The 18,018-nt window shown below is 66.5% G+C and carries 17 protein-coding genes and 1 pseudogene; 7 read left to right on the forward strand and 11 right to left on the reverse strand.

The window, feature by feature from the left end:
* Positions 1 to 34: 34 nt before the first annotated feature.
* The 3 genes from ACYQ0R_RS09145 to ACYQ0R_RS09155 are packed head-to-tail and all read right to left on the reverse strand — an operon-like array spanning position 35 to position 3,641.
* Positions 35 to 853 (reverse strand): metallophosphoesterase, encoded by an 819-nt coding sequence (locus tag ACYQ0R_RS09145; protein WP_459822697.1) that lies wholly within the window; start codon positions 851 to 853, stop codon positions 35 to 37.
* The gene (locus ACYQ0R_RS09150; RefSeq protein ID WP_459822699.1) at positions 853 to 2,370 is read right to left on the reverse strand and encodes an RPA family protein; all 1,518 of its coding nucleotides are present in this window, start codon (positions 2,368 to 2,370) and stop codon (positions 853 to 855) included. The genes ACYQ0R_RS09145 and ACYQ0R_RS09150 overlap by 1 nt, the downstream gene beginning before the upstream one ends.
* Positions 2,367 to 3,641, reverse strand: coding sequence for a Single-stranded DNA binding protein (locus ACYQ0R_RS09155; RefSeq protein WP_459822701.1), 1,275 nt, complete (start codon positions 3,639 to 3,641; stop codon positions 2,367 to 2,369). The genes ACYQ0R_RS09150 and ACYQ0R_RS09155 overlap by 4 nt, the downstream gene beginning before the upstream one ends.
* A gap of 147 nt (positions 3,642 to 3,788) precedes the next feature.
* Here ACYQ0R_RS09155 and ACYQ0R_RS09160 point away from each other — a divergent pair, with 147 nt between their 5' ends.
* The 3 genes from ACYQ0R_RS09160 (at position 3,789) to ACYQ0R_RS09170 (ending at position 6,300) form a co-directional block, all read left to right on the forward strand.
* On the forward strand, positions 3,789 to 4,106 hold the full coding sequence (locus ACYQ0R_RS09160) for a DUF7510 family protein (RefSeq protein ID WP_459822704.1): 318 nt from the start codon (positions 3,789 to 3,791) through the stop codon (positions 4,104 to 4,106).
* A 582-nt stretch (positions 4,107 to 4,688) separates the two neighbouring features.
* Positions 4,689 to 4,949, forward strand: coding sequence for a DUF7123 family protein (locus ACYQ0R_RS09165; RefSeq protein ID WP_459822706.1), 261 nt, complete (start codon positions 4,689 to 4,691; stop codon positions 4,947 to 4,949).
* 199 nt (positions 4,950 to 5,148) lie between these two features.
* Positions 5,149 to 6,300: a site-2 protease family protein gene (locus ACYQ0R_RS09170; RefSeq protein ID WP_459822708.1), complete on the forward strand. Its 1,152-nt coding sequence runs from the start codon at positions 5,149 to 5,151 to the stop codon at positions 6,298 to 6,300.
* Positions 6,301 to 6,414: 114 nt separating this feature from the next.
* Here ACYQ0R_RS09170 and ACYQ0R_RS09175 read toward each other — a convergent pair whose 3' ends face one another.
* The gene (locus tag ACYQ0R_RS09175) at positions 6,415 to 7,101 is read right to left on the reverse strand and encodes a 2,5-diamino-6-(ribosylamino)-4(3H)-pyrimidinone 5'-phosphate reductase (RefSeq protein ID WP_459822711.1); all 687 of its coding nucleotides are present in this window, start codon (positions 7,099 to 7,101) and stop codon (positions 6,415 to 6,417) included.
* Positions 7,102 to 7,241: 140 nt separating this feature from the next.
* Between ACYQ0R_RS09175 and ACYQ0R_RS09180 the strand changes: the two genes are divergently transcribed.
* Together ACYQ0R_RS09180 and ACYQ0R_RS09185 are read left to right on the forward strand one after the other, a co-directional pair.
* A complete protein-coding gene (locus tag ACYQ0R_RS09180; protein WP_459822712.1) occupies positions 7,242 to 7,661 on the forward strand; it encodes a VOC family protein in 420 nt (139 codons plus the stop codon).
* Positions 7,662 to 7,990: 329 nt separating this feature from the next.
* A pseudogene (locus tag ACYQ0R_RS09185) lies at positions 7,991 to 8,482 on the forward strand (zinc ribbon domain-containing protein); the annotation flags it as partial.
* Positions 8,483 to 8,519: 37 nt separating this feature from the next.
* Here the strand turns inward: ACYQ0R_RS09185 and ACYQ0R_RS09190 are convergent.
* On the reverse strand, positions 8,520 to 9,443 hold the full coding sequence (locus ACYQ0R_RS09190) for a hypothetical protein (RefSeq protein ID WP_459822714.1): 924 nt from the start codon (positions 9,441 to 9,443) through the stop codon (positions 8,520 to 8,522).
* Positions 9,444 to 9,585: 142 nt separating this feature from the next.
* Here ACYQ0R_RS09190 and ACYQ0R_RS09195 point away from each other — a divergent pair, with 142 nt between their 5' ends.
* Complete coding sequence (locus ACYQ0R_RS09195) at positions 9,586 to 10,371, forward strand: DUF6517 family protein (protein ID WP_459822716.1); 786 nt, start codon at positions 9,586 to 9,588, stop codon at positions 10,369 to 10,371.
* Between the two features lie 78 nt (positions 10,372 to 10,449).
* Here the strand turns inward: ACYQ0R_RS09195 and ACYQ0R_RS09200 are convergent, their stop codons facing one another.
* From ACYQ0R_RS09200 to ACYQ0R_RS09210, 3 genes are all read right to left on the reverse strand, one after another.
* Positions 10,450 to 11,490 (reverse strand): TrmB family transcriptional regulator, encoded by a 1,041-nt coding sequence (locus ACYQ0R_RS09200; RefSeq protein ID WP_459822718.1) that lies wholly within the window; start codon positions 11,488 to 11,490, stop codon positions 10,450 to 10,452.
* Positions 11,491 to 11,749: 259 nt separating this feature from the next.
* The gene (locus ACYQ0R_RS09205; protein WP_459822720.1) at positions 11,750 to 13,888 is read right to left on the reverse strand and encodes a DHH family phosphoesterase; all 2,139 of its coding nucleotides are present in this window, start codon (positions 13,886 to 13,888) and stop codon (positions 11,750 to 11,752) included.
* A gap of 255 nt (positions 13,889 to 14,143) precedes the next feature.
* Positions 14,144 to 14,734 carry a YIP1 family protein gene (locus tag ACYQ0R_RS09210; protein ID WP_459825730.1) on the reverse strand — a complete coding sequence of 197 codons (591 nt, stop codon included), beginning with the start codon at positions 14,732 to 14,734 and terminating at the stop codon, positions 14,144 to 14,146.
* Between the two features lie 148 nt (positions 14,735 to 14,882).
* Here ACYQ0R_RS09210 and ACYQ0R_RS09215 point away from each other — a divergent pair, with 148 nt between their 5' ends.
* Positions 14,883 to 15,338, forward strand: coding sequence for a type IV pilin domain-containing protein (locus tag ACYQ0R_RS09215; protein WP_459822723.1), 456 nt, complete (start codon positions 14,883 to 14,885; stop codon positions 15,336 to 15,338).
* Between the two features lie 51 nt (positions 15,339 to 15,389).
* Here ACYQ0R_RS09215 and ACYQ0R_RS09220 read toward each other — a convergent pair whose 3' ends face one another.
* The 3 genes from ACYQ0R_RS09220 to ACYQ0R_RS09230 all read right to left on the reverse strand — a co-directional run bounded on the left by ACYQ0R_RS09220 (position 15,390) and on the right by ACYQ0R_RS09230 (position 17,945).
* The gene (locus ACYQ0R_RS09220; RefSeq protein ID WP_459822726.1) at positions 15,390 to 16,538 is read right to left on the reverse strand and encodes a Gfo/Idh/MocA family protein; all 1,149 of its coding nucleotides are present in this window, start codon (positions 16,536 to 16,538) and stop codon (positions 15,390 to 15,392) included.
* A gap of 34 nt (positions 16,539 to 16,572) precedes the next feature.
* On the reverse strand, positions 16,573 to 17,544 hold the full coding sequence (locus tag ACYQ0R_RS09225; protein ID WP_459822727.1) for a sugar phosphate isomerase/epimerase family protein: 972 nt from the start codon (positions 17,542 to 17,544) through the stop codon (positions 16,573 to 16,575).
* Positions 17,545 to 17,675: 131 nt separating this feature from the next.
* Complete coding sequence (locus ACYQ0R_RS09230; RefSeq protein WP_459822729.1) at positions 17,676 to 17,945, reverse strand: DUF8066 domain-containing protein; 270 nt, start codon at positions 17,943 to 17,945, stop codon at positions 17,676 to 17,678.
* Between the last annotated feature and the right edge of the window lie 73 nt (positions 17,946 to 18,018).

Genomic DNA, 18,018 nt, shown 5'->3' on the forward strand with positions numbered 1-18,018 from the left:
GACTCGGTCGACGGTTCGCGTTCGGTTCGGCGTATCAGACCTGTCGGTACTCGCCGAGCCGCGTGCCGTCCAACAGATACGCCTCGCCTGTGGGGAGCGCTTCGGGAAGGAACGGCGCGAGAAACGACTGCCCGTCGACGTTGATCCACGTTCCACCGGAGCGCTCGTTGAACGCCGGAAAGACGACGAGCTCCGGCGGGTCATCGGCTCCGTCCGAAGCCTCATCGTCGCTCTCCTCGAGAAACCGCACGGGATCGATCTCGCCACGAAGCCACGCGCGCTCGGTTCGAGCTCCCCCGACCGCGTCCGCCAGTCTCACTTGCGGATGCTCGTGGCCCATACACACCACGTCGGCGGTGAGAAGCTCCGGTGCGGGCCAGGTGTGACCGTGTACCACCCCGATCTGGGAGCCGTCCGTGTCCTCGCCGAGCATCCCGCCCGTCGGGCCGATCACGTCGATATCGTTGATATCGTCGATATCGTCGATTTCGCGGACCCCGTCGGTGAACGTCTCCGCAACGCCGCCGTCGTGGTTCCCCTCCACGAGCGTCAGCGGGACGCGCTCGGTGACGGTGTCGACGAACGCCGACAGCTCCGCTCGCTCGTCGCCCGTCGGCGCGGCGATCCGATGTGCGAGGTCGCCGAGCACGACGAGTCGGTCGGCGTCGGTACGACGGAGGAGCGACCTGACTCGATCCCGGCGCTCCGCCGCGCGAGAGTCGAGCTCGACGCCGCGCTCGTACCGAAGCCCGGTCTCGATGCCGGCATGCACGTCCGCAACGAGCAGCACACGCTCGCCAGCGACTGCGGCGACCGCCGCCGCCTCGCCGACCACCGGCTCGACGCATGCCATCAGATCGCTTTCAACACGCCGTCGCTCGGCTCGTAGCACTTCCCGCCCATCAGCGCGTCCTCTATCGCGTCCTCGACGTCGTCCGCGGTCACGCCGTACGTGGAGACGACGTCGTCGATCACCGCCTCTCGATCCGCGCCGTCACCGTCGTCGAGGTCGTCCATCGTCCCGACGACGACGGCCTCGAGATCGACGTCGGCGGTGGCGTCCGTGTCGGCCTCGGCGGCTTGCTCGTCGACATCATCCGCGATCGGCTCGTCCGGGTCCGGAACGTCGATGTCGGCCTCGCCTGCGTCGTCGACCTCGGTTCCGGTCGCGAACTCGGTCCCGTACTCCGATTCGATCTCCTCGCGCTCCTCGTCGTCCAGTTCGTACATCTCGTCGGAGACCGCAGGCTCCGCGTCGGACTCCCCATCGTCGAAATCTCCCACCTCTGACTCGCCAAGCTCGTCGTCGATGGCACCGAACCCGTCCTCATCCGCGCTCTCAATGCGTCCGGGTTCGCCGTCGTGGTCGTCGGTCGACACGGACGGATCCTCGCCGAGTGTCGCGCCGGACCCCGCCACCGCATCCGCCACGTCCGGGTCGGGTTCGGCCGCCACGTCCGGGTCGGGTTCGGCCGCCACGTCCGGGTCGGGTTCGGCCGCCACGTCCGGGTCGGGTTCGGCCGCCACGTCCGGGTCGGGTTCGGCCGCCACGTCCGTGTCGCCGCCGCTTTCGATGCTCTCCTCGCTCTCGCCGTCACCCTCGATCGCATCGGGTTCGCTGCCGACGGTGCTCGCGTCGATCGACACGTCGGTCTCGGGGAGCGCTCCGACCGTTGCGTCGCCGCCCTCGTCCGGCGCGATCTCGGGTCGCCGAACTTCGTCCCGGTCGCCGGCGACCAGTTCGAGCGCGTCGACGGCGAGCCGGCGGACCGCCTCGACGTACGCTGGCGTGGTGCCGTAGTGGTCGATCGCACGGGGAACTCCGGCCGAAAGCGACGCCGGCGCGCCGCCCGCGTCCAGCGCCCGTCGAAGCTCCTCGCCGCGCAGCTCCGACCGCTGCGCCAGGCGGAACACCGCGAGTCGATCGAGCGTCGACTCCGCGGCGGCGACGATCCACCGGTCACGGGTGTCGGCGTCGACCTCGTTGATGCTCTCCGGACGGACGGAGGTGAACACGCGGTCGGAGTCCTCCGGCTCGAACGTCCGGGCCTTCCCGGTCAGCGCGACGAACGACGGGGTGGTCGCGCGCTCGAGGAACGTCTGTGCCTCCGGCTGGTACTGTCCGGCGTACGTGACGAACGCCCCGGAGGGGTCGACGATCCGGCCCCGGCGGGTGTCGTCGTTTATGCGTTCGACCTCCGTGAGCACGCCAACGGCGAACAGGCGGTTGACGCGCGCGCCGGTCGGCGTGACGACGTAGTTCGGGGCGCGCTCCTCGTCGCTCTCCGAGTACGACAGCGACGCATCGTCGAACTCCGCGGCGAACGGCCGGTAGGCGACCTCCCGAGCACCGGGTCCGTCGTCGCTCATTCGCCCACCTCCGCGAGTGCCTCGCGAGCGGCTGCAGCCGGGTCGTCGCTCGCGCGCTCGAACGCTTCGGCGTCGAGGTTCGCGCCGTAGTCGTCGACGGAGAGGCTTCCCCGGACGCGATACGCGTGTCCGACGATCCGTTCCGCGATCGTGTCGGCGACGACCTCCTTGTCCATCGCCTCCTTGGCGGCCGCGAGCGCCGTCTCCAGCCCGCCACCGTACACCTCCGCGGTCAACTCGTCGTCGAGCACAACCGTCACCGTCTCCGTCCCGTCGTCGAGGATCGCTTTTACCCGGAGGTCGTCTTCGGTGTCGACCTCGCCGTGGCTTCGACACTGGCCGCCCTGTGTGACGCGTCCACACTCCGGGCAGCGCTCGATGAGCCCGGAGCCGTCCCGGACTTCCAGGACGTTGCCGACCACCTCGACGTCGAACATCCCGCCCGACGCGACCGCGTCTGCGACGGAGCGACGCGGCGCGCCCTCCGCGACCGAGACGGGGTCCGGTAGCGGAGTCACCTCGGTGAACTCGGTGAGGTTGATCGAGGGGACGCCGCGGAACTCCCGGACGTACACGTCCTCGATGCGGAGGTCGACACCGGGTTCGACTTCCGGCCGGGGGTGCCAGTCGGTGAACGGGAGTTTTGCGGTCGCGTCGGCGACGACGCCCTCGCGGATCTCCGTCTCACCGTCGCGCCCGGAGATCGTCTTCTCGTCGGCCTCGAGCACGCGAACCTCGACGTTGCGGCCGCGGTCGCCGGCCCTGACGTCAGCGAGCCGTCGGTCACCGCCGATGCGTTCGTCGACCGCGACCGTCTCGTCGGCGATCGCGACCGTCGTCGACTCGTTCAGGTTGAGCTCCGGCTCGCCGTCCCACTCGCGGACGCCGGCGTTACCGATCGTGAGCGAGTCGCCGGGCTCGAACCCGAACTCCTGCCAGGCGGTGTACGATATCGTCCCCGTCTCGTCCGCGAGCTCGCCCTCGCGGATCGTGATGTCGTCACCCTGATACCGGATCGTCCGCGTGCCGGCCGTGAGCACGCGCACAGTCACGGTGACGTTGCCGTGGTCGGTGGTGATCTCGTCGACGTCGACGCTGTCCGGCGTCGGTGACGAGCCACCGCTCCCGCCGCCGTGTTTCCGTCGAACGCTCTGTTTCGCCTCGTCGATCGGGACGCTATACTCCAACAGGTTCTGCAGGTCTGCCGCGACCTCCTCTTTGTCGACGCCGAGGTCGGAGGCGAGCTCCTCGGCATGGTCGTTGACGTCCATCGGACCGAGATTCGACGCGACCGCACAAAAGGGTTCACCCGACTCGCCTCAGCCATGTAGGCGGCTCCGGCGGCCGGCTCGACATCCCGTGCCGGCTCGACATCCCGTGCCGGCACACCTAAGCGGCTGCCGCACACAGGTGGACGCATGTCCGAAGTCGACATCGACACCCGCGTCACGGACGACCGAACGGTGATCGACGTGAGCGGCACGCGTGACATCGCCGTCGTGGTTCGATCCGAGTCCGGCGAACGGGTGTTTTTACCTCCGGAGAGCTTCGACGAGCCAGTTGAGCCGTCACCGTATCGCTCCCCGTATCAGAGCTCGTACGCCAGAAGCGAGGCAACCGATAGTCCGTACCGCGAAACACCCGAGAGCACCCGCGGCGTGATCGAGACGGCGGACGGGTTTCGGATCCTCCACGACGAGTCGGCGACCGAGATCGACGTGTATCGAGACGGGTGAAAACGCCCTCGAACGGGCGTACTGGAGCAGCACTCCGACGAGCGGTGTTCCACGGATCTTGACTCTCGTTTGTCCGGCAGCTCCACAGCCGCCATCACAATCCATGCCCGAATGCGACCACGCAACTGGAAGTTTTCCCGGACTCAGAGAGTGTCATAGAACGGTTTACACCGACAGATGAAAACAGTTTTATGACACCCTTTCCGTCTCGAGGTGTCGCGATCGCGGGCGAAAACCGCGTCGCGATCGCGGGTGTGGACCATCCGTGACCGCATGCCGACTGGTTCCAGCGTCCCGATCATGGCAACCACACTGCCGCGGCTGACCGAAATCGGCGACCACTATCCGGAGACAATCACCGAGAGGTGCTCGAAAACCGACGACTACCTGTCGGTTGTGACGACGAAGCGAGCGACCGACTTACACCCTCAAATAGCGCTATAAAATTTCTAAGCGGCTTTGAAACTATTTTAAAAGGTACGTCAGACACGTTTTAGGGGGAGTTTAACGATAAAAAACGCTGAACGCTACCGAACGTTGTGCCCTTTATAACACCCTCCGGTCACAACCAATGGGTGTATCATGAGCGCGACTGCGACTCCCTCCACGGACGCGACTTCGACCGACGACCTCAGCAAGGAAGAGCGGCTCAAACGGTACTTGCTCGACCGCGCCGAGGACGGGGAGATGTACTTCAAAGGGAAGTTCATCTCCGAAGAGGTCGATCTCTCCCCGAAGGAGATCGGTGCGCTGATGGTGAAGCTCCGGGATTCCGCCTCCGAACTCACCGTCGAGAAGTGGTCGTACACGGGTGCGACCACGTGGCGCGTCGAACCCGCGTAAGCTCACGAGCGCGTCCCCGTTTCTCCCGGTCATCCCCGTCACACTGCGACTGGGCTTCCGTCGCCGGTGAGCTGGTACCGGTGGACCGTCGCCGGTGGACCGTCCCGGAACGTTGAAAACAACGTGAGCCTCCGTCTCGCGACGGTCGTGGGAGACGCACGACGCGGGATTTATAGCTACTCGTAGCTAACGGCTGACGATGTCAGAACGCGAGGACGGGGAGGCCGTCGGCGGCCCGGACGTCCCCCGTCCGAAGCCGCTTCAAACGTTCTTCCGGATCGACGACGTTCGCGACGACGACGGTCGCGTCCGCTACGTCGGCGAGTCATACGTTCCGGAGCGGACGCTCCTTCGAAAGATAGTCCCCGCGTTCCGGGAAGCCGGCTACGATGTCGAGCTCGAGCGGGTCGAAGGTCGCCACGTTGTCGTCGCAACGCCGTTCGATCACGGCCGCGAGGGAATTCCATGGGTGAACCTCACGCTGTTCGTCACGACCGTGCTCACGACGCTTTTCGTCGGCGCGTACGGATGGTACTACGTCCCGCTCGCCGAGATCCGGGCGAATCCCCTAACGATGCTGCAGGCGTGGCCGTTCACCGCCGCCGTGCTCGGCGTGTTGATGATCCACGAACTCGGTCACTACGCCGCGGCAAAGTACCACGGCGTCGACGTGTCGCTTCCGTACGTCATCCCGTTCGTCTTCCCGTTCGGTACCCTCGGTGCGGTGATCCGAATGCGCGGTCGGATGCCCTCGCGAAAGGTGCTGTTCGACGTCGGTGCGGCCGGGCCGATCGCGGGTCTCGTCGCGACGGTCGTCGTTACGGCCATCGGCCTCTCACTCGATCCGATCCGGGTTCCCGCGGAGGTGGCAAACCAATCGGGAACGATGATTCGGTTCAACAACCCACCACTGTTAACGATCATCGCCGAGCTTCTCGGCGAGCGAACGACGTACTCGGACCCTGGACTCTCCGCGCATCCGGTCGTTATCGGCGGGTGGGTGGGGATGTTTTTCACACTCCTGAACCTCCTCCCAGTCGGACAGCTCGACGGCGGGCACATGGTTCGGGCCATGATCGGCCCCCGGCAGGAGACGATCGCGTCGCTCGTGCCGGGGATCCTCTTCGGGATCGCCGCGTACCTCTACTACTGGCAGGGGTTCGGTCTGGACGAGTCCGTCGGGCTTTGGGCGTTTTGGGGCGTGTTCTCGATGGTGATCGCATTCAACGGGCCCGCCGATCCCGGCGAGGAGGACCGGTTGGGATGGCCGCGGCTCGCGGTCGGGATCGCCACGTTCGCCGTCGGTGCGCTCTGTTTCCTGCTCGTCCCGATCGAGATCGTGTCCACGTGATTCGGAGAGGGGATGCGACGCACCCCGCGGTCGCCGACGCACGCCGCGGCTACCGACATGACGGATACGTCGGGCGGATAACCGTTACACAACTCACGTCGCCGATCCTCAGTTTTACTCGTCGAGTGCCTCGTACGAGAGCACGATCCCATCGTCGAGCCGTTCGGTGTCGGTTAGCTTCAGCCGAGGTAATTCATCGGTGAACCCGTCCCCGTCGGCGAGCGTCGGGGCGTCGCGGCCGCCGATCACGAGTGAGCCGACGTACACGTGCAGCTCGTCGACGAGTCGGGCCTCGAAACATGAGAAGATCACCTCGCCGCCGCCTTCAATCATCAGTCGGTCGATGCCACGGTCCGCAAGCGTCGCGAATCCGTCCTCGAGATCGACGCGATCCGCGCCGATGTCGGCGTCGTCGCCGGCGACGATCACCTCCGCCCCGGCAGCCTCGAGCTCCGCTCGTCGATCCGCGGTCGTCGCCGCCGAGACGAGCAGGTACGTCGTCGCCGCGTCGTCGAGTATCCGCGCGTCCGTCGGCGTTCGACCCGTCGAGTCGAGCACGACCCGAGCCGGATTCCCGGAACGACCGGCAGTCAGCCGATTCACGCGACGGTCCTCCTCGTCGAGCGTGAGGTGAGGGTCGTCGGCGATCACTGTTCCGACGCCGACCAGCACCGCGTCGGCGGCCGCGCGAACGCGGTCGACCCGGTCGAAATCTTCCGGGCCAGAGATCCGAAGCTGCTCGCGGCGACAGGTTGCGAGCTTCCCGTCGACGCTCTGTGCGGCGTTGACCACGACGTGCATACTGACGCGTCGGCCGGCTGGCGGTTGGACGTTTCGGTCCCGGTCGTCGCTCCACTCCCGGGCCGCAGTTTCGGCGTTGGGGAAGTCGCTGGGGAGTGTAGGTCGGTACAGCTTATGCGGAGGCGACCGAACCGCCACGCATGAGCGACCCCAGCGCCCATCACGTGGGTATCACCGTCGCCGATCTGGACCGTGCCGTCGACTTTTACACTGAGGCGTTCGGCTTCGGCGTTCTCTCGGAGTTCTCCGTCTCGGGCGAGGCGTTCGCTGACGCCGTCGACGTGCCGAACGCATCCGGCTTGTTCGCCCATCTCGACGCCGACGGCGTCAGACTCGAACTGATCGAGTACGAGCCGGAAGCCGACGCCCGTGACGATCCGGCGCTCAATCGGCCGGGTGCGGTGCATCTCGGAGTTACCGTCGACGACGTCGACGCCTTCCACGCCGGGCTCGACGACGAGGTCGAAACGTTGAGCACGCCCCGAACGACGTCGAGTGGCACCCGGATCCTGTTCGTGCGCGACCCGGAGGGGAACCTGATCGAGGTGTTGGACGCGTAGGGCTGCGTCGGAACAGCGGGCGGCAGGCTCCCGCCACCGGGAACAGCGGGACGGCAGGCTCCCGCCACTAGGCCGGTAGACGCGTGCTATCTTGATACAGCGAGAGAATCCCGCCTTTCCCGTGAGTGACGAGCGTTCCGACGCTTACTCGGAACCGAGGAGCGAACAGGGCGAGAGTAAATCGCGTAAGCTCCGGTAAGGAACCGTCAAGTCACTGCTGGCCTCGAGTCTCCAACGCTTCCAGACCGGTTTCTAATAGGCTTCCGAGAGGTTCAGGTCGTTCGATTCTGCGTAGTCTTTGATGCGTCCGTGGATTGCCCAGTCAATGACTGTGTCGTGACCTGCTCGAACGGCTGTATGCCCAAGGTGTGGATACGGTGTATATCGGTGGCATGACCGACGTACTCGACACGCACTGGTCGGTCGAGACGAACGCCAAGACCCACAACTTCTGGGCGTTCAAGCAATTCACCGAACGGCTGGTCTGTACCGCCGAAGAATACGGTATCTCGGTCGAAGTTCGGTCGGAAGCATGGACCAGTCAAGAGTGCCCGCAGTGTGGTTCGACAGACCGAACGAGACGCGGAGCGTCTCGTCAACGGCACACAGAGCAAGCAGTCAGGCCGATGGCACGGCCCGTGCGGTTCGAGTGGGACGACCATGAATGGTCGGAGTCACCACGCTCTCACCGTCCGAAAAAACAGCGCACAGACCCGAGTACCGTCCACCGTGACGGGAATGTTGCTTCCGGGGAATCTTGGACCAACTGGGACTCCCACGGAGGAAACCGCGCCGTCGTCGGGCTTCGCCCGACTGCTTGAGGGACGTAGTCCCTCTCCGTTCACGGCGCGGAGGATGTCATCGACCGCCGTCGGTCATCGCGACCGGTCCGTCATCGTCCGTCGTGGGTGCGCCCTCGTCGACTGCGGAGCCGACCGGGTCGACGTCTGAGTCGGTGCTGACGTCGGGATCTGCGTCGGTGACCGTCGCATCGACGTCGTACCGCGTCCACAGCGTCGCTCCGACGACGGCGTACGCGACGATGTCGTAGTGGACCGCCCCGCCGAAGCCGGTGAACGCGGCGAGCGTGCTGTACGCGTACACGCCGACGACGCCGGCGACGAACGCTGCTTCGTTCGTGGCCCGTCCCGTCTTCGCCGCCGCCACGGCCCGTCGGATCGTCGGACCGCAGGCGACGAGGAACGCGACACCCGAAAGCACGGCGAGGTTGACGAAGAAGTGGGTCGCGACCCGCGAGTCGAGAAGCGACTGGAGGTACGCCACGGTGACCGGATCGTAGAAGAGCCACTCGATCCGAGTCGGATACAACACGCCGACGTACGGCACGACGACCATCAGCCCGAACAGCACGGCGACCGCGACGCGGGCCGCGTCGAACTGGGCGGCACGCCGACTCGCGAACGCCTCGTCGCCCTGCGCGACCACGAGCCCGTACGATTCGAGCTCGTCGCGAAGCGCGTCACGGGAACGGTCCGGGTCGTGGTGGATCCCGACGATCCCGTTCCGCGCGGTTGCCGAGGCGGCGCTCACTCCATCACGGTCGACGAGAAGCGCCTCGAGCAGCGACTCCCGTCGTTTCGTGTCGATCCCGTCGACGTCGAAGGTGTCGTGTACGTGTGACTCCGGAACGCGGGACACCTGTGGTCCGTGGCCGGAGCCCGGCTCGGCACCCCCGGAGTCCGGCTCCGGACTACCCAGTCCTCGATCGCGGGCCGCGGTCTCGAGCGCCCCCGACCGACCGCGGCCGTCAGTCCGATGCATGCACGGTACATACGACTACGTGAGCATGAAGCTTGTCCCGGCTGGCTCCGAAATCGCCTCCGAGCGACCGATCTTCGACGGGTTCGTGACGCACCGGCGCTCATCGGTGGTCTCTTGAGGCAGGCTCGGTAACGTGGCGTCGATGACCGGCCCCACGACGAACCGACTGGCGACCGAGAGACGCGACGTGCGGACTGAACGTTCCGACGACGACGGGCCCGAATCGACGAGACGGCAGATCCTCGCGGGAGCCGGGATGGTCGGCGTCGCCGGGCTCGCCGGCTGCCTCGGCGACATCACGGAGTACGAGTCGCGGGTCTACGGGGTGCGTGAGTCGGTCGCGTCGGATGCGGGATACGAGTTGAGCGATGTCGACCGGGTCGTCATCGAGGAACCCGTCGGCGTCGGTCCGATCGAGGAGACCGTCGTCGCGACGAACCACGTCGTCGAGTACGAGAAGACGCTCGATATCGGGCCGCTCGGCGAGCAGCAGGCCGGCGTCTTTGTGGCGTTCGCAACCCCGCAGGTGTCCGCGTTCGGCCGCGAGTTCAATCCGGTCGCGGAGATGGACGCCGAGGAGCTCGTCGATCTCGTACAGGACGGCTACGAAGGGCTGTCCGGGATCGAACGCGACACGGAAGCCGAGATCGAACTGCTCGGCGAGACCGTCACGCGCACGCGGTTCGAGGCGGAGGCGACGTTCGACGGGGCTCAGGTCGACGTCGACCTGCACGTGACTGAGGCGGCCGCGACCGACGAGGACCTCGTGGTGACCGTCGGGGTGTATCCGCGGGAGCTGCGAACTACCGAGGAGGATCACACGCTCGCGATGATCGCGGGTGTCGACGTCGACGCCGCTTCGGCGGCTGACACCGGGACTGGCGGTAGCGGGGGGTCAGACGACGGCGACGACGGGATTATCGAATAAAGCCGATCTACAACCGACATCGAACGTTACCGTTCACTTCCGAGACCTTGTCGCGGTCGATCGCCGGTCGCCCCAACGTCAAGCGCGCTCCAGCCGGACGAGGTCGGCCTCGACGTCCTCGACGAATGCGCCCGGACCGCCGACGGTGACGGTTCGATCGTCGCTCTCCACGACGAGCGAGTGTTGCACGGGGAACTCGTTGTTTGCGGGCTCGACCATCCCCTGGTTGACGCCGACGACGGTCCCTTCCAGCTCGATGGGGGTATCGTCGTCGGTGAACCGTCCGCCGACGATCGCTCGGAGCGGAACCTCGTCGCGGAGGTGGAGGGTCGCCTGGAGGACGGCATCACGGAAATTGGCCGTCTCTATCGGGAGGTCGTTCGGGGGGGCCGTCGCCACCTCGGTGGCGGCAGGCCAGTAGTTACCGAGAAACGAGCCGACGATGACGGGCGCGAGCTGTTCCTGCGCGAAGACGATGGCCTGTCGGTCGGTGTTCGAGCGCTGGAGCAGCTCCGGCGGGGCGACGACGCCGGCCGCGGAGTCGACGGTGAGGAGGGTCGGCATCGCCTCTGTCCACGAGCGAGTGACGCTGGCGACCCCATCGACATCGGGGACCTCGACGGTATCGGAGACGATGAGCAGCACGAAGACGCCACGGTCGACCGCGGCGGCCAGCGCTTCTCGAATCTCGGAGAGATGCTCCCCCGGCACGGAGAGGATCAATCCCGTCTCCGCGTCGGCGACAAGCGATCGGACCCGCTTGAGCACGGTCACGCGGGACTTGATCACCTCGAACTGCTCGGCACGCTCGTCGACTCGCGAGAACCGCTCCTCGAGACCGGGCCGGATCGATTCGACGTCTTCGCGTAGGCGGCCTATCACCTCCTCCGGTGGGTTCGCGCGGATCGTCGTCGGAACGACGTGGTCGTTGACCTCCACGAAGCCGCGGTTCGCTAGCGACTCGCTCACGCTGTAGACGTAGCGCTTCGAGACGCCGGCGGCGTCGGCGACGGTGCTCGCCTTCGCCTCGCCGTGTTCGAGCAGCGTGAGATACGTGTCGACCTCCTTTTCCGACAGCCCGAACCGCCGTAGAAGGTCAGTCAGCGTCCGGTCGTCCATATCACGGGAAGAGAGGGCGGCCACTTAGGTGGGTCGGTGCGGAGTCCACTCCGTTCGTTTCCGATAGCTCAGCCGAGGAGAGCCTGTTCGGTTCGACGTTCGAGGACGGGTTCGAGATCAGCATCGAGAACGCAGTTCACGTCGCATCCACCTGCATCGACGAACGAGTATCGTAGCTGGACGACGTGTCTGATCGACACAAACTCAGGTGGACCGTCTCGGGGGCGTGCGAAACGCTTCGGTTTCCCTGACGGCCGGTCTACACCGGGAACTCGTCGGCGACCGCGGCGACCACCGCGTTCTCGACCGCTTCCCGCTCGCCCGAGAGGAACTCGAGTTTCCCCTCGCGCACGCCGGCGGTGTCGATGTCGGCCGCGGGTGCCGTCTCGGCTGCGCGTGTCGCGACGTCTCGGATCGACACCGCCTCACTCGTACGGACGTACAGCTCGTCGGTACCGATGCCGACGGTTGCGAACGGCTCGCCGTTCGCGTGGCGACGATGGAGGTCGTCGATCAAAAGCGACGTCGGCGGGAAGTCGAACCGGTGGGTGTACTTATCGGTGTCGAGGACGGCGAACTCGACGCCACCGGCCGCCTCGGTGACGACGTTCGCCATCGCGGTCTCCAGCTCCGTTTCGAGCTTCTCCCGGAACTGCTCGGAGACGTGCGCGACGAGGTCGCCGCCGTCCTCGAACAGGAGGTCCGCGACGAGCTCGCGTTTGTCCTCGTACGACTGGTAGTACGCCTCGAGTGCGATCGCTTCGCGGAGTTCGGCGACGCGCTCGACGTCGTAGCCCGCGTCGTGTGCGAGATCGACGTATCGATCCGGTGTGTCCTCCCAGTAGCTCACGGCGGGGAGGTGCTCGAGCTCCGACCGGACATCGTCGTTGATCGCCGACGCCAACGAGGCGACGAGCGCGGTCGTCGAGAGGTTCTCGTCGACGGCCGCGAGCTCCGGCGAGACGAGCGTGTCGACGGCATCGCGGATCTCCGGGTCCGCGGCGGCAGCGTCAACGACGACCGCTTCCGCACCGTACACCGACAACAGCCCTAGGCCGTCCTCCGACTCGACGGTCGAGCCCGTTCCGACGAGCAGGAACAGTGGGAGCTTCTCGTCGTGACGGTCCCGGTCTTGGAGCATGCGAGTGACGTCGTTCGTTGCGGCGTCCATCTCGTAGATCGGCTCGTCGAGGGGGCGCCGGGTGAAGTAGTGATACTCGGCGTCGCTTTTCGCGTGCTCCTCCCGGATCAGCGGGAGCGTCGCGCGCTCGACCGCCGCGCCAGCGACGTACCCGTCGGCGGTGGCGGGATGGCGAACGACGATCGGGCGAGACTCGAGCACCGCGCGCCTAACGGCTTCCGCGGCGTCCAACAGCCCCTCACCGAGTTCGGCGACCGCCTCGTCGCCCGCCAGCGGCTGGAGCCCCTCGGGCCGCGCCTTCGCCGTGAGCGCCTCAGCGAGCCGATGGCGGACCGTAGTGGCTTCGTCGCCCGCGAGCACGGCAAGGGCGTCCGTCTCGAGCTGTATCTCCCCGCGGCGACGTTCGACGTCGCCGTCGAGCCGAACCACGTCGCCCACCTCGACATCCGGGTACGCCCGAACCCCCGCCTCGACGAACGCTGCCGCGTCGACGACGCCGGTTTCGTCTCGCACCTCGAAGATCGTCGGACCGCCGGTCTGCCGGACGCTGACGACTTCTGCCTCGACTCGGACCGCGTCGCCGACGCGGTCGGTGAGCGTCTCGATCGGGGCGCGCTCGCGGTCCTTGACCGGCTCCGCGTCCCCCGTCGTCCCGTCCGCATCCTGCTCGTCGATCTCCTCCTCGTCCGACTCGCCGGCGTCGGCTTCGACCGCGTCGGCTTCGACCGCGTCGGCTTCGACCGCGTCGGCTTCGACCGCGTCGGCTTCGAGTTCGGACCCCACATCAACATCGGGTTCCGAATCGACATCCGGCTCCGCGTCGACACCGGGTTCCGAATCGACATCCGACTCCGACCCATCGTCGGCGTCGGCGTCGCCGTCGCCGGCGCTGGCCTCCTCGTCCGTCCCGTCCTCGTCCAGCGCCCATTCGTTCTCGCCGTCGTGCGCGAAGACGCCACGGAACTCCCGCTCCGTTTTGCGGATCGACCACGCGAGATCGATGTTTCCGTTGTCGCGAACGCCTTTCACCTGGACGATCACGTCGTCACCCGGCTCCCACTCCAGACTTTCTAGGCGACGGTCGAGTTCGGAACGGTGCAGCAGTCCGGTCACGCCCGGCGCCAAGTCGACGAACACGCCGAACTCGGCGTACCCGTCGACGGTACCGTGGTAGAACCGACCGGAAACGAGTTCCTGCGGGGAGTTCCCGCGGAAGTCGAATACGACGTCTTCCTCGTGGAGGTTGTCCCAGTTCATGTCGTCGATACTGGTGGCGTTGTTCGGTGTTCGAACGCGACGTCCGCTTCGCGGCCGTCTCGGGTGCGATCGGTCACGGAGACGGTACGATTCATATGCTGATCCATTTGTATATGCCGAGTAGTTCACGCCTAAAACTGTTGTCGAAAGCCGCCCGCGACTGGCTCGGATCCGGCGCACTCCGTTGTCGGGGGGAGGCGGCCGAGCAGTCTCCGCTCGCGCCGTTTCCGGTGCTGCCGACCGAGTCGGTCGATATCACCCGCCGAAAGCCGTGCGACCCGCCTCGATCACTCGATATCCGACACCGTATCCGACCACCGCGGGTGGGACGCCGGCAACCACCGTCCGGGCCGGCGACGTGCCATGGACGACCCGGACGCCGACGAGGAGGAGGACCACGGCGTACACCCCACAGACGAATCGAAGTTCCGGAATCGCGGGACCGCCGAGCGCCAGCGGTGCGCTCGCGTACGCGACGATCTGCACCGTTTCGCTGACGCCGCCCCGCTCGCGGAGCCGTATTCCGTCCCTTACCTCGATGCTCGCGACCAACAGCGAGAGCGTTGCGACCGCGGCGGTGAGATGGAGGCCGACCGGTGCCGCAAGCGCGAGCACCACCGCCACGACGACCGCCGCGGACAGCGCCTTTGACTCGGCGATTCCCGGGACGATCGTGGGGTCCGTGGCGAGCCACCCGAGCGTGAACACGACGGCGACGGCGACCGCGAACGTCAACCCGGGCGCCTGATCACCCCGTCGCACTCGGCTCGCGAAGAACGTCCGAGGGCGAACGAGCACGTGGATCCACGCGCGAGCGATGCCACGGAGCCCTCGCTCTCGACCCATCCGACTCGCGTCGACGCTCGATGACACGGCGTATCGTTCGTCGTCGGGAGATAATGCGGTTCCGATTCGTTCCCGCTTGGACGGCCGTTATCGAGTGTGATATCTGGGTCGCAACGTCTTAGAGGTGCACGCACCGACCGTGAACTGAATGCGTTCGCTCCGAAACGATGACAGGGGGTTCACCCCGATGGCGGGGACCGGCTTGCTGGCCGGCGTCGTCGTTCTCCTGTTGGCGGTCGTCGGCGCGGCGATGTTCGGATTCATCGACGCGGTCGCACCGCCGGACGCCGAGTTCGACATCGACGTCGACGACGACGAACTCATCATCGTTCACCAGGGTGGCGAGCCGATTCCCGCGGAGGACCTGCACGTTCACGGAACCGATCCTAACGAGAACGTGCAGTTCGGAGCGTGGCCGGGTGACGGACTCGTTCGGCCGGGAGACCGTGTTGCGGTCAACGGCGCAACCGGAAACGAGGAGGTCGAAGTCGTCTGGAACCCGGTGGGCTTCGACCGGTCGAAAACGCTCGGCGAGTACGACCCCGACGAGGCCGCCGTCGAAGGGTGGGAAACCGACGACCTCGGCGGAGGCCTGCCGGCCTGACCGCCGCTCCCCGTACCGACCGTCTCGCGTTCATCGCCGCCGAGTGACCGGCTACTCACCGTCGCCTGCCGAGATCCATTCGCCGCGCTCGTCGGCGCGTTCGATCGCGTCGAGCGTTTGTTGCACGGAATAGCCGTCCGCGAAGGTCGGAAAGGTGTCCGGAACGGTTCCAGTGGACAACGACCGTAAGAACTCGTAGTTCTCGTGGACGAACGTGTGCTCCCAGCCGATGACGTGGCCCGGCGGCCACCAGTGGTCGACGTACGGATCGGACTCGTCGGTGACGAGGATCGTCTCGTATCCGCGAGCGTCCTCGTCGAGCAGCTCCAGTTCGTTGAGCCGTTCGAGCGAGAACCGGAGGCTCCCCTTCGAGCCGTGTACCTCGATCGTGTGGTCGTTCTTGTGGCCCGTCGCGAATCTGGAGGCCTCGAAGCTTCCCATGGCCCCGGACTCGTAGGCGACCTGTGCGGTGTACGCATCGTCGACCGTGACGTCGCGATACTCCTCGACGGCTCCGTCCGCGTCGTAGACGGGGCGCTCGTCGACGAACGTGTGGAGGTGGCCGGAGACGCGCTCGACGCCGCCGACCGCCTCGCCGACGAGGAAGCTCGCGAGGTCGATCGTGTGCGCGCCGAGATCGCCGAGCACGCCGGAACCGGCCAGCTCCTCGTCGAGCCGCCACGCCCACGGGGCGTCGGGATCGACGAGCCAGTCCTGTAGATACCGCCCGCGAACCTGCCGGATCTCGCCGAGCTCGCCGTCCGCGATCAGGTTCCGCGCGTAGCGGATCGCTGGGATGAACCGGTAGTTGAACGCGACGCCCGCCGGGACGTCAGCCGCGGCCGCGGCGTCGCGCATTGCTCCCGCTTCCGCCAGCGTCGGCGCGAGCGGTTTCTCACAGAAGACGGGCACTCCCGCCTCCAGTGCCGCGATCGACGGCTCCGCGTGAACGTGGTTCGGTCCGAGATTGTAGAACACGTCCACCGCGTCGATCGCTGCCTCCCAGTCGGTCTCCGTGTGGGCGAAGCCGAATCGGTCGGCCGCCTCGGCGAGCGCCTCCTCGTCGCGCCCGACGAGCGTGTGTCGCTCGATCGCGGGCGCGTCCGGGAAGAACATCGGTAATCGCGCCAGCGCGTTCGCGTGCGCCTTGCCCATGAATCGATACCCCAGAACGCCGATTCGCAGTGGTTCGTCTGTCATCGTGGATCTCGTGGCTCTCGCATCTGCCATTGGTTCACTCCGCCCAGTACGCGTCGCCGGGTCGGGTCTCGAAGACGGCGTGTTGCAGGACGTTGACCGCCTTCTCAAGTCCCTCGCGCGAGGACGTCAGCGAATCCTCGTGTTCGATCGAGAGCGCACCCTCGTAGCCGACCATCCGCAGGGTCGAGACGATGTCCTTCCAGTGCGCCTCGTCGTGGCCGTAGCCGATCGACCGGAACAGCCACGACCGGTCGGGCTCCGCCGTGTACCCCGTCGTGTCGAGCACTCCTTTTATACGAGCGTTCGACTCGTACACTCGCGTATCCTTCGCGTGGACGTGGTGGATCGCGTCGTGGTCGCCGAGAAAGCGTATCGCTTCGGGTACGTCGATCCCCTGCCAGTAGAGATGGGAGGGGTCGAAGTTCGCACCGATACGCTCGTTGGTCGCCTCCCGAAGCGCGAGCATCCCGGTCGGCTCGTACACGAGCATGTTCGGATGCATCTCGATGGCGACGTCGACGTCGTGGGCGTCGGCGTGGCTCGCGAGCTCCCGCCAGTACGGGATCGCGACCTCCTCCCACTGGTACTCGTGAGCCTCCGCGTGTTCGGTGGGCCACGGCGCCGTGATCCAGTTCGGGGTCGCGTCACCCGGGGCCCCCGCGGGCAACCCGGAGAAACACGTCACCGTCCCGACGCCGAGCTGGTCGGCCAGCTCGATCGCTTCACGGAGTTCGCGGTCGGCCTCATCTGCGCGGTCGTCGTCCGGATGTAACGGGTTGTTGTGCGTCGCGAGCGCGGACACCCGGAGGTCGTGTTCCGCGAGCAACTCGTCGAGCTCTCCTTGCGCGCGGTCGTCATCGAGGTAGTCGGTGCGGTCGAGATGGTCCTCCCCGGGCCATCCGCCGACGCCGAGCTCGACCGCGTCGACGCCGATCTCGTCGAGATACGCGAACGCGTCCTCGATCGGTTCGTCTCCCAACGGAACGGTTAACACGCCGATGTCCATGGTCGAGATTAGAACTACATATCGAATAAATCTTCATGATATCCGGCGGTGCCGTAACGGGGGGTCCGGTCGAACGAGGTGGTCGTTCCTCGTGGGCTCCACCGTGATCGCGTTCGTCGGTGTGGTTCCGTTCATCGTCGGCGTCTCGCTCTCCGTCCGACGTCCGACTCTTTCTCACGGAGTGCCGCCAGCCGCTGGGCCGCGTCGGCGAACGAATCAAGCACCGCGATCACCCGATACAGCACGTACAGCCCGGCGAGGACCGCGAAAAACGAAAGTCCGACGAGGATCTGGGCGGCGATGACGATCGAGTAGGCGAGCGCGAACACGGCCAGACCGACGAGCGCGAGACCGAGTCGGGTTCGGAGGGCTTCGGACGGCGACAGCGGGTCGTGAGCCATACCCGCAGGTGTGCGAGCGGATGACGTAAAAAATCCGGTGTCGCGTCCGGCGGTCAGTCGTCCGCGGGAGCCG

This window comes from Halorubrum luteum (assembly GCF_054652935.1).

Excerpts from the sequence above, each read along its gene's own strand:
- ACYQ0R_RS09170 (WP_459822708.1), top strand. The coding sequence starts at position 5,149 with ATGTCAGAACGCGAGGACGGGGAGGCCGTCGGCGGCCCGGACGTCCCC.
- ACYQ0R_RS09225 (WP_459822727.1), bottom strand. The coding sequence starts at position 17,544 with ATGGACATCGGCGTGTTAACCGTTCCGTTGGGAGACGAACCGATCGAG.
- ACYQ0R_RS09150 (WP_459822699.1), bottom strand. The coding sequence starts at position 2,370 with ATGAGCGACGACGGACCCGGTGCTCGGGAGGTCGCCTACCGGCCGTTC.
- ACYQ0R_RS09155 (WP_459822701.1), bottom strand. The coding sequence starts at position 3,641 with ATGGACGTCAACGACCATGCCGAGGAGCTCGCCTCCGACCTCGGCGTC.
- ACYQ0R_RS09180 (WP_459822712.1), top strand. The coding sequence starts at position 7,242 with ATGAGCGACCCCAGCGCCCATCACGTGGGTATCACCGTCGCCGATCTG.
- ACYQ0R_RS09220 (WP_459822726.1), bottom strand. The coding sequence starts at position 16,538 with ATGACAGACGAACCACTGCGAATCGGCGTTCTGGGGTATCGATTCATG.
- ACYQ0R_RS09190 (WP_459822714.1), bottom strand. The coding sequence starts at position 9,443 with ATGCATCGGACTGACGGCCGCGGTCGGTCGGGGGCGCTCGAGACCGCG.
- ACYQ0R_RS09145 (WP_459822697.1), bottom strand. The coding sequence starts at position 853 with ATGGCATGCGTCGAGCCGGTGGTCGGCGAGGCGGCGGCGGTCGCCGCA.
- ACYQ0R_RS09205 (WP_459822720.1), bottom strand. The coding sequence starts at position 13,888 with ATGAACTGGGACAACCTCCACGAGGAAGACGTCGTATTCGACTTCCGC.
- ACYQ0R_RS09210 (WP_459825730.1), bottom strand. The coding sequence starts at position 14,734 with ATGGGTCGAGAGCGAGGGCTCCGTGGCATCGCTCGCGCGTGGATCCAC.
- ACYQ0R_RS09215 (WP_459822723.1), top strand. The coding sequence starts at position 14,883 with ATGCGTTCGCTCCGAAACGATGACAGGGGGTTCACCCCGATGGCGGGG.
- ACYQ0R_RS09165 (WP_459822706.1), top strand. The coding sequence starts at position 4,689 with ATGAGCGCGACTGCGACTCCCTCCACGGACGCGACTTCGACCGACGAC.
- ACYQ0R_RS09195 (WP_459822716.1), top strand. The coding sequence starts at position 9,586 with ATGACCGGCCCCACGACGAACCGACTGGCGACCGAGAGACGCGACGTG.
- ACYQ0R_RS09175 (WP_459822711.1), bottom strand. The coding sequence starts at position 7,101 with ATGCACGTCGTGGTCAACGCCGCACAGAGCGTCGACGGGAAGCTCGCA.
- ACYQ0R_RS09200 (WP_459822718.1), bottom strand. The coding sequence starts at position 11,490 with ATGGACGACCGGACGCTGACTGACCTTCTACGGCGGTTCGGGCTGTCG.
- ACYQ0R_RS09230 (WP_459822729.1), bottom strand. The coding sequence starts at position 17,945 with ATGGCTCACGACCCGCTGTCGCCGTCCGAAGCCCTCCGAACCCGACTC.
- ACYQ0R_RS09160 (WP_459822704.1), top strand. The coding sequence starts at position 3,789 with ATGTCCGAAGTCGACATCGACACCCGCGTCACGGACGACCGAACGGTG.